Source organism: Altericroceibacterium xinjiangense (assembly GCF_003958635.1).
GTDB classification, from domain to species: domain Bacteria; phylum Pseudomonadota; class Alphaproteobacteria; order Sphingomonadales; family Sphingomonadaceae; genus Altericroceibacterium_A; species Altericroceibacterium_A xinjiangense.
Genome location: NZ_RSEK01000003.1, coordinates 143,742 through 156,519, shown reverse-complemented (window position 1 = coordinate 156,519; position 12,778 = coordinate 143,742). Strand labels below are relative to the sequence as shown.

General features: G+C 62.9%; 15 protein-coding genes and 1 tRNA gene. 7 read left to right on the top strand and 9 right to left on the bottom strand.

The genetic code is table 11. The features are described 5' to 3' along the window. Positions 1-3: 3 nt before the first annotated feature. The 3 genes from ffh to ELY13_RS04690 form a co-directional block, all read right to left on the bottom strand. A complete protein-coding gene (gene ffh, locus ELY13_RS04700; protein WP_126172735.1) occupies positions 4-1,467 on the bottom strand; it encodes a signal recognition particle protein in 1,464 nt (487 codons plus the stop codon). 195 nt (positions 1,468-1,662) lie between these two features. Next, a tRNA-Ala gene (locus tag ELY13_RS04695) sits at positions 1,663-1,738 on the bottom strand. Between the two features lie 93 nt (positions 1,739-1,831). Continuing rightward, the gene (locus tag ELY13_RS04690) at positions 1,832-2,149 is read right to left on the bottom strand and encodes a TIGR02300 family protein (RefSeq protein ID WP_126172734.1); all 318 of its coding nucleotides are present in this window, start codon (positions 2,147-2,149) and stop codon (positions 1,832-1,834) included. Between the two features lie 169 nt (positions 2,150-2,318). On the opposite strand from ELY13_RS04690, the gene aroA reads away from it, so the two are divergent. The 5 genes from aroA to ELY13_RS04665 all read left to right on the top strand — a co-directional run bounded on the left by aroA (position 2,319) and on the right by ELY13_RS04665 (position 6,233). Beyond that, positions 2,319-3,659: a 3-phosphoshikimate 1-carboxyvinyltransferase gene (gene aroA / locus ELY13_RS04685; RefSeq protein WP_126172733.1), complete on the top strand. Its 1,341-nt coding sequence runs from the start codon at positions 2,319-2,321 to the stop codon at positions 3,657-3,659. After that, on the top strand, positions 3,656-3,913 hold the full coding sequence (locus ELY13_RS04680; protein WP_126172732.1) for a CBU_0592 family membrane protein: 258 nt from the start codon (positions 3,656-3,658) through the stop codon (positions 3,911-3,913). Before aroA ends, ELY13_RS04680 begins: the two co-directional genes overlap by 4 nt. Beyond that, positions 3,910-4,533, top strand: coding sequence for a (d)CMP kinase (locus ELY13_RS04675; RefSeq protein WP_126172731.1), 624 nt, complete (start codon positions 3,910-3,912; stop codon positions 4,531-4,533). The genes ELY13_RS04680 and ELY13_RS04675 overlap by 4 nt, the downstream gene beginning before the upstream one ends. Before the next feature lie 269 nt (positions 4,534-4,802). Then, positions 4,803-5,576: a transglutaminase-like domain-containing protein gene (locus ELY13_RS04670; RefSeq protein ID WP_126172730.1), complete on the top strand. Its 774-nt coding sequence runs from the start codon at positions 4,803-4,805 to the stop codon at positions 5,574-5,576. A gap of 219 nt (positions 5,577-5,795) precedes the next feature. Beyond that, the gene (locus ELY13_RS04665; protein ID WP_126172729.1) at positions 5,796-6,233 is read left to right on the top strand and encodes a hypothetical protein; all 438 of its coding nucleotides are present in this window, start codon (positions 5,796-5,798) and stop codon (positions 6,231-6,233) included. A gap of 37 nt (positions 6,234-6,270) precedes the next feature. On the opposite strand, the gene ELY13_RS04660 is transcribed toward ELY13_RS04665, so the two are convergent. After that, the gene (locus tag ELY13_RS04660; protein ID WP_126172728.1) at positions 6,271-6,561 is read right to left on the bottom strand and encodes a hypothetical protein; all 291 of its coding nucleotides are present in this window, start codon (positions 6,559-6,561) and stop codon (positions 6,271-6,273) included. 544 nt (positions 6,562-7,105) lie between these two features. Between ELY13_RS04660 and rpsA the strand changes: the two genes are divergently transcribed. Both rpsA and gloB read left to right on the top strand, forming a co-directional pair. Then, positions 7,106-8,809, top strand: a complete 1,704-nt coding sequence (rpsA, locus tag ELY13_RS04655) for a 30S ribosomal protein S1 (protein ID WP_126172727.1) — start codon at positions 7,106-7,108, stop codon at positions 8,807-8,809. Positions 8,810-9,041: 232 nt separating this feature from the next. Then, positions 9,042-9,803 (top strand): hydroxyacylglutathione hydrolase, encoded by a 762-nt coding sequence (gene gloB / locus ELY13_RS04650; RefSeq protein WP_126172726.1) that lies wholly within the window; start codon positions 9,042-9,044, stop codon positions 9,801-9,803. Between the two features lie 2 nt (positions 9,804-9,805). On the opposite strand, the gene ELY13_RS04645 is transcribed toward gloB, so the two are convergent. From ELY13_RS04645 to ELY13_RS04625, 5 genes are all read right to left on the bottom strand, one after another. Continuing rightward, positions 9,806-10,417, bottom strand: a complete 612-nt coding sequence (locus ELY13_RS04645) for a flavodoxin family protein (RefSeq protein ID WP_126172725.1) — start codon at positions 10,415-10,417, stop codon at positions 9,806-9,808. Between the two features lie 70 nt (positions 10,418-10,487). Continuing rightward, on the bottom strand, positions 10,488-11,099 hold the full coding sequence (locus ELY13_RS04640; protein ID WP_241233543.1) for a F0F1 ATP synthase subunit B family protein: 612 nt from the start codon (positions 11,097-11,099) through the stop codon (positions 10,488-10,490). A 10-nt stretch (positions 11,100-11,109) separates the two neighbouring features. Next, positions 11,110-11,604 carry a F0F1 ATP synthase subunit B family protein gene (locus ELY13_RS04635; RefSeq protein ID WP_126172892.1) on the bottom strand — a complete coding sequence of 165 codons (495 nt, stop codon included), beginning with the start codon at positions 11,602-11,604 and terminating at the stop codon, positions 11,110-11,112. Between the two features lie 81 nt (positions 11,605-11,685). Then, positions 11,686-11,913, bottom strand: coding sequence for a F0F1 ATP synthase subunit C (locus ELY13_RS04630; protein ID WP_126172723.1), 228 nt, complete (start codon positions 11,911-11,913; stop codon positions 11,686-11,688). A 39-nt stretch (positions 11,914-11,952) separates the two neighbouring features. Further along, entirely contained in the window at positions 11,953-12,717 is a 765-nt protein-coding gene (locus tag ELY13_RS04625; protein ID WP_126172891.1) for a F0F1 ATP synthase subunit A, read from the bottom strand. Positions 12,718-12,778: the final 61 nt, after the last annotated feature.

Below are 12,778 nucleotides of genomic sequence, written 5' to 3'. Positions count from 1 at the left end.
GAGTTATTTCTTCTTGAGAAGATCCTGAAGCTCCGGCGGAAGGCCTGCGGCCTTGCCCAGCTTGCCGAGGTCCGGCATGTCGCCGCCCCCGGGACCACCCAGCCCCGGCATGGCCGCGCCCAGCCCGCCCTTGCCGAACAGGGCGCCCAGGCCCTTGATGCCGCCCATCTTCTTGATCTGCTTCATCGCCCGGCCCATTTCCTGGTGCATCTTCAACAGCTTGTTGACGTCCTGCACCTCGGTTCCGGACCCGGCGGCAATCCGCTTCTTGCGCTTGGCGTTGAGCAGTTCGGGCCGCTCCCGCTCTTTTGGGGTCATCGATCCGATAATCGCGTCCATCCGCAGCAGGACCCGGTCATCCATCCCGGACTGCTGCATCGCCTGCTTGGCCTTCTTCATGCCCGGCAGCATCCCTGCCAGCATGCCGAGCCCGCCCATGTTCTGCATCTGGCGCAGCTGAGCGCGAAGATCGTTGAGATCGAACTGGCCCTTGAGCATTCGCTCGGCCATCCGATCGGCGTCTTCCTTCTGGACGACTTGCGATGCCCGTTCCACCAGGCTGACGATATCGCCCATGCCCAGGATCCGGTCGGCCACGCTGCCAGGCCGGAACGCCTCCAGTGCGTCGAGCTTTTCGCCCGTGCCGGCATACTTGATCGGCTTGCCCGTCACCGCACGCATGGAAAGCGCCGCGCCGCCGCGCGCATCGCCGTCCATCCGGGTCAGGATCACGCCGGTCAGATCGACTTCGCCCGAAAAGCTCTGCGCGACGTTGACCGCGTCTTGGCCGGTCAGCGAATCGACCACCAGCAGGACTTCGTGCGGATTGGCGATGGAGGCGATGGCCTTCATCTCGTCCATCAGCGCCTGATCGACGTGGAGCCGGCCCGCGGTATCGAGCAGCAGCACATCGGCTGCCTGGAGCCGCGCCGCCTGCATCGCGCGCGTGGCGATCTCCGTCGGGCGTTGGCCGGGAATGATCGGCAGGGTGGCGACGTCGACTTGCTCACCCAGGACCTTGAGCTGTTCCTGTGCCGCCGGGCGATTGACGTCGAGCGAGGCCATGACGGCCTTCTTCCCGTACTTCTCGCGGATGACCTTGCCCAGCTTGGCGGTCGTGGTGGTCTTGCCCGATCCCTGGAGGCCGACCATCATGATCACGACCGGCGGCTTGGCTTCGAGATCGAGTCCGGAAACCTGCTCCCCGCCCAGCATCGCGACCAGTTCGTCATGGACGATCTTGACGACTTGCTGACCCGGCGTGACCGACTTCAGCACCTGCTGGCCGATGGCCTTTTCGGTCACCGCATCGATGAACCGGCGCGCAACCGGCAGCGCGACGTCGGCTTCGAGCAGCGCGACGCGCACTTCGCGCATAGCCGTGCGCACATCGGCTTCGTTCAGCGCACCGCGGCCGCGCAGGCCGTCGAACACACCGGCCAGACGATCGGAAAGACTCTCGAACATGGCGATCCGTTACTCCTGTCCGGCGCCGCGACGTTTTCATGCCGATCGTTCGATCGACCGCCCCGGTTCCTGTTTTGCCGCGACCTCCGCATTGCCGGATAATGCCATCCAGCCGGAAACCGCCCTAAACGCCAAAAACGCCGGCGGACGAAAACTCGTCGGCCAGCGTGGTCAAATGACCATCATATGTTCGAATGGTGGAGCCGAGGGGGATCGAACCCCTGACCTCTACAATGCCATTGTAGCGCTCTCCCAGCTGAGCTACGGCCCCGATCCATTCGTCGCGGGTCTGGGAACCCGCTGCCCCGCCATCTGGCCGGGACGCCGCCTTTATTGCGACGCTCCGGCCTTGGCAAGCAGGAAATCAACTTTCGTCTTCGTCCTCGTCGGAAGAACCGGCCACGCCGAGATCGTCGTCACCGCCAAGGTCGACGTCGTTGTCGGGCGAATCCTCGTCCTCGTCGATATCCTCGAGATCGTCGTCAGCCAGATCGCTATCCGGCTCTTCTTCCTTCTTCTTCTCTTCCTCGAAGGGAATCGGCTGCTTGGACTTCAGCACCGGCTCGGGCATCCACTCGTTCCCGCACTCGATGCAGGTGACCGGATCGTCAGATCCCAGATCGTAGAAGCGCGTGCCGCATTTCGGGCAGCTGCGCTTGGTGCCCCATTCAGGCTTGACCATTCGTATTTCCTTGCGTGCCGCCAATCTGGCGGATCAGAACTGTTCAGCTTGATGGGGGCTGCTGCCGCCGGAATCAAGCGCGCCGCGCGCCTTGCCATAGGGTACTCCCGCTGTCAAAAGCCCGCGCGTATCCCGCCCGCAGCTCGACCGAGGCCGCCAGTCCATCCTTATGTCTTCTCCCAGCGATCCCACGCAGATACAGCCCCGCCGTTTCGCGGCATCCGGCCCCTTGCGCGGCCGGATGCGCGTACCCGGCGACAAGTCGATCAGCCACCGCGCCCTGATGTTCGGCGCGCTGGCCGTGGGCGAAACCCGCATCACCGGCCTGCTTGAAGGGGAGGACGTGCTCGCCACCGCCGCCGCCCTGCGCGCAATGGGCGCGACGATAGATCGGCAGGGACAAGGCGAATGGACGGTCCGCGGCGTCGGAGTTGGCGCCCTGCTTCAGCCCGAAACCGCGCTCGACATGGGCAACAGCGGCACCTCCACCCGCCTCCTGATGGGCCTGGTGGCGAGCCACCCGATCACCGCAACCTTCGTCGGCGACGGCAGCTTGTCGAAACGTCCGATGAAGCGGGTGATGGAGCCGTTGTCGCAAATGGGCGCAAGCTTCACCGCTAGCCCCGGCGACACGCTCCCCGCCACGCTGCGCGGCCTCAGCCCCGCCGTCCCAATCGCCTACCGGCTGCCGGTCGCCTCCGCGCAGGTCAAAAGCGCAGTCCTGCTCGCCGGCCTGAACACCGCCGGCATCACCAGCGTCATTGAGCCGGTGCCGACGCGCGACCACACCGAACGCATGCTGAAAGGCTTCGGCGCCGACTTGTGGGTTGAGGAAGAAAATGGGGAGCGCGTGATCCGCCTCCGCGGAGAAGCGGAGTTGCGCCCACAGACCATCGAAGTACCCGGCGATCCCTCATCCGCCGCGTTCTTCGCCGTCGCCGCCCTGATCGTGCCGGGCAGCGAGATCGTGATCGAGAACGTCGGCCTGAACCCGACTCGCGCCGGACTGTTCACCGTCCTGCGCCAGATGGGCGGCACCATCGTTGAGGGAAATCTCCGCGAAGTCGGCGGGGAGCCGGTGGCCGATCTGCGGATCGCCCACTCGCCGCTCAAGGGAATAGAGGTCGACCCCGCCCTTGCCCCCAGTATGATCGATGAATTCCCGGTACTGTTCGTCGCCGCCGCAATGGCCGAAGGACGCACGGTCACGCGCGGGCTCGAAGAGCTCCGGGTGAAGGAGTCGGATCGTCTCGCGGTGATGGCGCAGGCGCTGCGCACGGCCGGTGCGCACGTCTCCGAAACCGAAGACGGGCTCACGATCGACGGCACCGGAGGGAACTTGCTCCCCGGCGGCGGCCCGATCGCCACCCACCTCGACCACCGCATCGCGATGAGCATGGCCGTGGCAGGGCTTGCCAGCCGATCCGGCGTCGAAGTGGACGACACGCGCCCGATCGCCACCAGCTTTCCCAATTTCCAGCCGTTGCTTGATGGGCTTTCCGCCCAATGAGCCCGGAGACCGCCAACGTCGTCGGCTTCATCGGCATGGGACTGGTCGTCGCGGCGTACATTTACGTCACCGCCAGCAAGGAGCCGAATCCCTTCCTGCTCCACGGCACCAATCTCGCAGGCGCCAGCTTGCTCGCCGTGTCGCTGATGGTGAACACCAACCTGCCGTCGCTCGTGCTGGAGGCCGTCTGGGCCAGCGTCGCCGCGTGGGGACTGGCCAAGGCCGGGCGGCAGAAGCGAAGGAGCGCGTCATGATCATCGCCGTCGATGGACCGACCGCCAGCGGCAAAGGCACGATATCTCTCGCGCTGGCCCGCCACTTCGGCCTGCCGCACCTCGATACCGGGCTGCTGTACCGGGCCGTGGGCTGGCAGGTGTCGCTCGACGGCAAGAATCCGGACGATCCGAACGATGCCCTGTCCTGCACGGCATTCCCGGACAGCCTGCTGCTCGATCCCATACTGCGCAGCGAGGGAACCGGCGGGCTCGCCAGCCGCGTCTCGGTCCATCACGCGGTTCGCGAGGCGCTGTTCGAACGCCAGCGCGGCTTCGCTCTGCAACCCGGCGGCGCGGTGCTGGACGGGCGCGATATCGGCACAGTGATCGCGCCGGAGGCGGAGGTGAAGCTGTTCGTCATCGCCAGCGTAGAGGCACGCGCCCGGCGCCGGTGGAAAGAAATGCAGGAGCGAGGCGACACGCGCACGCTCGCCGAAATCGAGGACGACCTGCGCCGCCGGGATGAGCGTGACCGCACGCGGGCGGAATCCCCGCTACGCCCGGCGGACGATGCGGTGATGCTGGACACCTCGGATCTGGGCAAGGATGCGGCCATCGCCGCCGCCGTTGCCGCGGCGGAAAAGAAGCTCCAGAGTTAGCAAAGCGCCGCCGCACGCGACGGGTGGCTGGAGGTCCTTCTGCTGCGTTCATCAGGCTCGTGCGAGGAAGGCGAATCGGGCACGCCGTTCTCGAACTGACAGGCTGCGATCAAAGGCTCGTTTCCCGCACCGGCACTCTGTGCCCCAAGTATCCGCCGTTCTGTCGCTGGGCCGTTCGATCCCGAGCAAGCCCGACAGGCCGGTTTCCCGCATTGCGGTTGCCGTAGGTGCCGCCCTGCACGTTGCAAAAACCTCTTCAGGATTTCCGGATGCGTCTCAAGATAGAAGCACTGCTGCATTACTCCCTGCCTTCGCCCGCCGACATCTTGCTGGCAATCGAGGCAGCTCCGACGCAGGAGCAGCGGCTGGTGGTCGACAAGCTGACGGTGAGCGGCGGCGAGCCGCTGCGCACGGTGCCCGGAGATGATGGAATTGGGCGCCGCACATGGGTTCACGCCGAAGGGCAGTTTTACGCCGAATATCACGGCACCTTCATCGTGGAGAGAATGTGCGAGCCGCTGGTTGAGCTGCCTGTCACGCCCCGCCGCGCCCTTCCCGCCGAGGTCATACCCTACTTGTGGCCAAGCCGGTTCTGCGAGTCCGACAGGTTCGCCTCGTTCGTGACGCGCGAATTCGGGCATCTGGAGGGAGGAGCGTGCGTAGAGGCGATGGCGCGCTGGATCAGAAAGAACATCGCCTATCAGTCCGGCGCAAGCAACGAGAAGACCGGCGCGGTCGACACCTTCGTCGCCCGGGCGGGGGTGTGCCGCGACTATGCTCACGTGATGGCAGCATTCAGCCGGGCCGCAGGCATTCCGGCCCGGCTGGTTTCCGCCTACGCATGGAAGCTCGATCCGCCGGACTTCCACGCGGTCGTGGAGGTCTGGCTCGACGGACAATGGCGCTTGGTGGACGCGAGCGGCCTGGCCCCTGTGGAAGGGCTCGTCCGCATCGCCGTCGGCCGCGACGCGACCGATATTTCCTTCATGACGATCTTCGGCTCGGCAGAGCTCGTCAACCAGCAGGTGCGCGTAACGGAATGACCTACTTGTCGCCCGCCATTGAGGCGCACCTGCCGAACCGGGGCCGGGAATTGGATGCGCGACCAAACGGACGGCTCGCCGCGTTCACGATGGCGATCCCGAACGGCCCCTCCGGCATAACAAGACCACCATCAGAGCAGTCATCCTCGCTACTGCCACTGGCGTGAAAATGTCTGCAATTGGGTGGAAAGCGGACGCTGGCGGTGTCACAACTCTCGGATGCCAATCAGCCGCAAAAATGTTGTCCGGGGCTTCCTTGCTCTGATCCTCATTCTTGCTGCGGCCTGTTGCGCGAACGTTCTTTATCAGACGCGTCCAAGGCAGATCATCGGCTCCCTGCTACGCCTTGAAAGTGTTCCGGCTTCGCTGCGAAATGCCGAATGCGAGTCTTGGGGATTCACTGACGTTCTCACTACATGCGCGTTCGAGATTGACCCTGCCGACTTCCCGGCGCTGTTGACTGGCTGGTCATTCACCCGGACTGCCGCTGAGGGCGGCAGCTACCACTTTAGCACCGGGCTGAAAGTCGGCCCGGAGTTTCCAGTCGCCACTCAGTTCTCAATCCTCAACCCGCCAGCGTTTCCTCACGGCGGACAGGTGCTCCTTGTAGCCGACGCGGCCAAATCACGAGCCCAGATAGACTACTACGAGGAGTAGTCCTGAATGTCTGCAACGGGTGGAGAGAGGACGTTCGTTACCAAACTTGAAAGAAAACCATTGCGACAGCAGCGATAGTCCACGCGAGAGCAAAGACTGCGCTGGTTCGGCTGAAATTGCCCTTGGATTGCTTGATTCCGAAGAAAACGCTGACAGGGAAAAGAATGAGCGCACTCTGAAGGATTAACCCTGCTGTGTTTGATTCAGTCAGCCAGATTTCAAAGCCAGACACCACTACAAGCGCCAGCCAGAAGATCGCAACAAGCGACGCTGCCCCCAAGAGGAACCAGAGGGACAACCTCATCAATGCTGTAACGTGGATCTGCATTTCGGTAGAATGCAGTAGCCCTTGAATGTCCGCAATGGGTCGAAAGCGGACATTCGCACCGCGTGCTTGCCGCCTCCAGCGATCTTCGTTCGCGGGCGCGGCGGGAGAAAACCGGTTTCCTACTCAGTCTGCGTCCCCGCAGACCTGAACCATGGTTGTGCTCGCCCTTTACTCGCCTGCTTCCTGCGCAACATTGTGTCTCGTCGCGAAAAGAAAATTTTATTTTCCTGCAGGCGCCAATGTGTCGCCAAAGGGCCAAAGAACGGCGGATTTCCGCGGCCTTCGCTGCGCGACACGAAGTGTAGGACATGTCACTTGTGTCAACCTCGATCCGGGCCGCGCGGATCGAACGGGACGCGTCCCGGCCAGTCGCCGCCGACCGGGTTTCGCTTGCTTTTTCCAAGGGTTTACACTATCGGCCCGCCCGTTCGGCGGCATCATTGCCATACGGACGTCCGCGACGGCATCCGGCCGCGCGGACACTTCGGCCACAAGACCCCGGGAACCAACCCGGTGGCCGGAAAAATGTCAGTCAGGAAACACTATGGCCACTGCGGCACTTCCCTCTCGCGACGATTTCGCGAAACTCCTCGATGAACAGCTCGGCAATGCCGACGATGGCGGCTTTGAAGGCCGCGTCGTCAAGGGCACCGTCACCGCGATCGAAAACGGCATGGCCGTCATCGACGTTGGCCTGAAGAGCGAAGGCCGCATCTCCCTGCGTGAATTCGCCCGTAACGAAGACGATCACGGCCTGTCGGTCGGCGATGAAGTCGAAGTCTATGTCGACCGCGTTGAAAACGCCGACGGCGAAGCGATGCTCAGCCGCGACCGCGCCCGCCGCGAAGCCGCCTGGGACAAGCTTGAAAACGAATTTGGCGAAGGCAAGCGCGTCGAAGGCCGCATCTTCGGCCGCGTGAAGGGCGGCTTCACCGTCGATCTCGATGGCGCCGTGGCCTTCCTGCCCGGCAGCCAGGTCGATATCCGCCCCGTGCGCGATGTCGCTCCGCTGATGGACATGCCGCAGCCGTTCCAGATCCTGAAGATGGATCGCCGCCGCGGCAACATCGTCGTCTCGCGCCGCGCGGTTCTCGAAGAAACCCGCGCCGAACAGCGCAGCGAACTGATCGACAAGCTGTCCGAAGGCCAGGTAATCGACGGTGTGGTCAAGAACATCACCGATTACGGTGCGTTCGTTGATCTCGGCGGTATTGACGGCCTGCTCCACGTCACGGACATGAGCTACAAGCGGATCAACCACCCGAGCGAAGTGATCAACATCGGCGACACCGTCACCGTGCAGATCATCCGGATCAACCCGGAAACCCAGCGCATCAGCCTCGGCATGAAGCAGCTGGAAAGCGATCCGTGGGAAGGCGTCGCCGCCAAGTACCCGATGGGCATGAAGGTGAACGGAACCGTCACCAACATCACCGAATACGGCGCGTTCGTGGAACTGGAAGCCGGCATCGAAGGTCTGGTCCACGTCTCCGAGATGAGCTGGACCAAGAAGAACGTCCACCCGGGCAAGATCGTCTCGACCTCGCAGGAAGTCGAAGTGGTCGTGCTGGAAGTCGATTCCGATAAGCGCCGCATCAGCCTCGGCCTCAAGCAGGCCCAGCGCAACCCGTGGGAAGAGTTCGCCGAACAGCACCCGGTCGGCTCGACCGTCGCCGGCGAAGTCAAGAACGCGACCGAATTCGGCTTGTTCATCGGCCTTCCGGGCGACGTGGACGGCATGGTTCACATGTCGGACATCGCTTGGGGCATCTCGGGCGAAGACGCGCTGGCGCTGCACCGCAAGGGTGAAGAAGTCGACGCGGTCGTACTCGATGTCGACGTCGAAAAGGAACGCATCAGCCTCGGCATGAAGCAGCTCGAAAAGGGTGCCCCGGCCGCCGGCGGCGCGACGGGCAGCCTCAAGCGCGGCGACGTCACCACCGTGACCGTGCTCGAAGTTCGCGATGGCGGACTGGAAGTTCAGGCGGGCGACGATGGCGCGACCGGCTTCATCAAGCGCTCCGACCTTGGTCGTGACCGTGACGAACAGCGTCCGGACCGCTTCCAGACCGGTCAGAAGCTCGACGCGATGGTCACCGGGTTCGACCGGTCCAAGAAGCCGAACTTCTCCGTCAAGGCACGCCAGATCGCCGAAGAAAAGCAGGCGGTTGCCCAGTACGGTTCGTCCGACTCGGGTGCCTCGCTCGGCGACATCCTCGGCGAAGCGCTGAAGAAGAACGAAGAGTAATCCGCTCAAGCATGGAAGGCCTCGCGTAACCGAGGCCTTCCAACAGGTCACCGCGAAAGGCCCGTCCGCTCACCCGAGCAGGCGGGCCTTTCCTATAAGAACAGCGCTGCTAGACTGGCCGGCCTGAAGCGAGAGGCCTGTGCGGATCCGTCGTTACCCCTGAACGAACCTGCGATGCCTGGCCTCACTCGCACGAACCCATCCCTCGCCACCTGAAAGGAAGGGACAACTGATGCTGCAAGTCCACCAGTTCCCATGTCTGTCCGACAACTACGGGTTCCTGCTACACGACACGGAAAGCGGCGAGACGGCTTGCATCGATACCCCCGACGCCGACGTGTACCTGCGGGAAGCGAAAGCGAAGGGCTGGCGCATCACGCAAATCTGGAACACGCACTGGCACCCTGACCACGCCGGTGGAAACGAGGCGATAAAGCAGGCCACCGGCTGCACTGTCGTCGCTCCAGAAGTTGACGCCCCGAAGATCAAGGCAGTGGATCGTACCGTCGTTCACGGGGATACAACGTGCATCGGCCGCCACCCCGCACACGTGCTCGATGTTGGCGGTCACACCCTTGGGCACATTGCCTACCACCTGAAGGAATTGGAGATTGCGTTCGTTGGGGATGCACTGTTCCCGCTCGGCTGTGGGCGTATGTTCGAAGGAACGCCGCAGCAGTTCTGGACAAGCTTGTCGCGCCTGAAGGACCTGCCACCGCAGACCACGCTCTACAGTGCGCACGAATACACCGAAGCGAACGGGCGCTTCGCAGTGCACGCCGATCCCGGCAACCTGCAACTCAAGGACTACGTGCAGGAGATCGCCCGGAAGCGTTCCACCGGCAAGCCAACGGTGCCCACGACACTCGGCCGCGAGCTGGACACGAACCCGTTTCTGCGAGCGGATAGTCCAGAGATGCGAAAAGGCTGGGGCGGAGACTCGGCTTCAGAAACGTTCGCGGCACTCAGAGCTGCGAAAGATACATTCCGGTAGCTTCAGGATCCAGGATACGGATCCTCCTTCAGCACGCGCGCAACATGAGCAGCGTTGCCAGCCACCAGCTTTGCTGTTTCCGTAACCTTGTCCGGGATGGTATCGAGCTGCTTGAAATCCGTGGACCCCATCGCCGCGCCATTCCAGTAGCAGACGGCATTGGCTGGGATTGTCCAGCCAACGTCGTTGAGCGCCTGATAAAGCTGCGCAGAACTGTAGTGCGCCCCGTCCTCGTTCCCGACAATCGCTGCTACGGCGACCTTCCCGTAGCTGGGCATCCGGCCCTGTTGATCGGTTTCGGAAAGGAAGGCATCCATTCGCTCGAGCACTCGCTTGGCAACGGAGCTTATCTGCCCCATCCAAATTGGGCCACCGAAGATTAGAATGTCGTGAGCCAGCAACTTCTCGCGCAGCATGGGCCAGTCATCGCCCTCACCTTCATCGGAGGTGACGCCAGGCAGGATGTTGTAATCCGCCATCCGCAGTGTTTCTGCCGTCGCCACGCCCCGCTGGTCAAACTGGTCCGCAAGAACACGGATCATCCGGGACGTTGAGCTTTTCGGACCTTCACTGCTCTTGAGAGTGCAGTTGATCGCAATAGCGGTAATGGGCATGCGCTTCTCCTAACTTAGGATAAGCGCTCAGCCTGACGGGGTGTTCCGCCGCGACACAAGCGGCGGGACCTTACAACCCGGCGATCGCCTGATCGACCAGTTGCCGATCAGCTTGCACCTCAAACTTCTCAACGATCAGGCGGCGAGCAGCAGCGGCAGCAGTCGTGGCCGCCTTGGCTCTGATTTCCTCCACGGCAGACCGCTCGGCAGCGGCAATCTTTTCCTCGGCCATTTTCTGACGACGAGCGATAATCGCCGCGCTTTCGACCTCGGCGTTCGCAACGATCGTGTCCGCCTCAGTGCGGGCCTGCGCCAACATGGCCGCCGCATCCTTTTCGGCGTTGGCAATCTTCGCGCTGTATTCTTCCCGCAGCGTCTCCGCTTCGGCGCGCAGATTTCGCGCCTCTTCCAACTGGCTACGGATGGCCGCAATCTTCGCATCGAGAAGGCTGGTTATGGACCGAAACACACCCTTCCAGATCAAAATGAGGAGGAAGAGCAGCATTGCCACGCCAACCCAGCCTTCCGGACCCATGCCCAGGAAAGTGGCACCGTGGTGCTCTGCTTCTTCTACCAGTACCGCATGCGCCGGAGCGTCGGTCAGCACTACATGTGCAGGGCCCGCCGGGTCGATTGCGGCAACATCTGCCGGAACCGCAGGGTCGTTCGTCGTGGTGACCACATGGGAAGAATTAGCCATGGATCATCACCTCCTTGACGGCAGCAGAAGCGGTTTGCGGAGCGATGTGCATTCCGGCGACACGCTCGACGATATCTTGCGCCGCATCGCTCGCCACGGCTTCGATTTCCGCAGTCGCAGCCAAGCGCGCTGCAGCGATTTGAGCTTCGGCATCGGCAATTTTCTCGTCGAAGCCGGCTTGGGCAACCTCGAGCCTTGCTGCGACCTGTTCGGCCGCTGCGACCCGGGCTTGATTGATCAGCGCCTGGGACTGTGCCCGGTTGTCGTTTTCGCGCTTGCGCCAGGCCTCCTCCTCTTCGTCTGCTTTTGTGCGAGCAGCTTCGGCGGCGGTGAGGTCCTGCTGGATCTGCTGATCACGCGTGGTGACGGTGTCCATGACCTTGGGCACCATGCCGCGGCCAATGACGAAGAAGACCAGTCCGAAGATTGCCAGCAGCCAGAAGATCTGACTGGCGTAGGTTTCGGCTAGCTGGGATAGCTGGGGCATTGGTCCGGTCCGGTAAGTTGAGGAAGTGCATGCTGGCGGGCCCGGAGGACGGGCCCGCCAATCCAACAAATCCTACAGGCTTCAGGCGACGAAGATCAGGATCACGGCCACGAGGAACGCGAGCAGGCCGAGAAGTTCTGCGGCGGCGAAGCCGATGAACAGGCGGCCCTGCTGACCGTCGGCCGCACCCGGATTGCGCAGCGCGCCTTCGAGGAAGGAACTGAAGACGTTGCCCACGCCGAGCGACGCGAGGCCCGCACCGATCGCAGCAAGACCGGCACCGAGCAGCTTGGCAGCTTCCATGTCCATTTCAAAAACTCCTTTGATAAACCTGAATAAGTGGTTGGATTAGTGAAGATTCTCTGCGTCGTTGATATACAACGTGCTGAGCAGCGCAAAAACGTAGGCCTGGATGCCTGCGACGAGGATTTCCAGCGCGGAAATCGCCAGCATCAGGACCATGATCGGGATGCCGATCACCAGGCCCCAGCCGGCGCCAGCGTTGGCGCTGTCGACGATGAAGCTGGCGAGGATCTCAAGCAGCACGTGCCCCGCCATCATGGCGACGAAGAGCCGCAGGGCGAGACTGAACGGACGCACGAGGAACGAGAACAGCTCCACCACGAAGATCAGCGGAATCATCAGCATCGGCGTGCCGTGCGGCACGAACAGCGAGAAGAAATGGAGACCGTGCTTCCAGAAGCCGACCACCAGTACGATCAGGAACGTCAGCAGCGCGAGGATGCCGGTAACCGTGAAGTGGCTGGTGAAGGTGAACGGGTGGACGCCGACAATTGCCAGCGGCAGCGGCAGCAGGCCCATCAGGTTCGCGAACAGGATGAACATGAACAGCGAGAAGATGTAGGGCACGTACTTGCGCCCTTCCTTGCCAATGTTCGCCTGCAGCGTGTCGTCGATGAAGCCGGTGAAGGTTTCCACCGCCATCTGCCAGCGGTTGGGCACCAGCTGGCGCTTCATGCCGCCGATCATGAACAGCCACAACGCCGCGGCGGCGATGGCCATCCACAGCGCACTGTTCGTGAATGCGATGTTGAATCCGGCGATTTCCCAGTTGTTTGAGCCGAACAACGGCTCAATCGTGAACTGGTGCATCGGATCGACTTTGCCTGCTTCGGCTGCCACTGTCTGCGTCCCCAACGCGTAAATGAGCGGC

Excerpts from the sequence above, each read along its gene's own strand:
- ELY13_RS04665 (WP_126172729.1), top strand. The coding sequence starts at position 5,796 with ATGCCAATCAGCCGCAAAAATGTTGTCCGGGGCTTCCTTGCTCTGATC.
- ELY13_RS04670 (WP_126172730.1), top strand. The coding sequence starts at position 4,803 with ATGCGTCTCAAGATAGAAGCACTGCTGCATTACTCCCTGCCTTCGCCC.
- ELY13_RS04675 (WP_126172731.1), top strand. The coding sequence starts at position 3,910 with ATGATCATCGCCGTCGATGGACCGACCGCCAGCGGCAAAGGCACGATA.
- ELY13_RS04635 (WP_126172892.1), bottom strand. The coding sequence starts at position 11,604 with ATGCCCCAGCTATCCCAGCTAGCCGAAACCTACGCCAGTCAGATCTTC.
- ELY13_RS04680 (WP_126172732.1), top strand. The coding sequence starts at position 3,656 with ATGAGCCCGGAGACCGCCAACGTCGTCGGCTTCATCGGCATGGGACTG.
- aroA (WP_126172733.1), top strand. The coding sequence starts at position 2,319 with ATGTCTTCTCCCAGCGATCCCACGCAGATACAGCCCCGCCGTTTCGCG.
- ffh (WP_126172735.1), bottom strand. The coding sequence starts at position 1,467 with ATGTTCGAGAGTCTTTCCGATCGTCTGGCCGGTGTGTTCGACGGCCTG.
- ELY13_RS04645 (WP_126172725.1), bottom strand. The coding sequence starts at position 10,417 with ATGCCCATTACCGCTATTGCGATCAACTGCACTCTCAAGAGCAGTGAA.
- gloB (WP_126172726.1), top strand. The coding sequence starts at position 9,042 with ATGCTGCAAGTCCACCAGTTCCCATGTCTGTCCGACAACTACGGGTTC.
- rpsA (WP_126172727.1), top strand. The coding sequence starts at position 7,106 with ATGGCCACTGCGGCACTTCCCTCTCGCGACGATTTCGCGAAACTCCTC.
- ELY13_RS04625 (WP_126172891.1), bottom strand. The coding sequence starts at position 12,717 with ATGCACCAGTTCACGATTGAGCCGTTGTTCGGCTCAAACAACTGGGAA.
- ELY13_RS04660 (WP_126172728.1), bottom strand. The coding sequence starts at position 6,561 with ATGCAGATCCACGTTACAGCATTGATGAGGTTGTCCCTCTGGTTCCTC.
- ELY13_RS04630 (WP_126172723.1), bottom strand. The coding sequence starts at position 11,913 with ATGGACATGGAAGCTGCCAAGCTGCTCGGTGCCGGTCTTGCTGCGATC.
- ELY13_RS04690 (WP_126172734.1), bottom strand. The coding sequence starts at position 2,149 with ATGGTCAAGCCTGAATGGGGCACCAAGCGCAGCTGCCCGAAATGCGGC.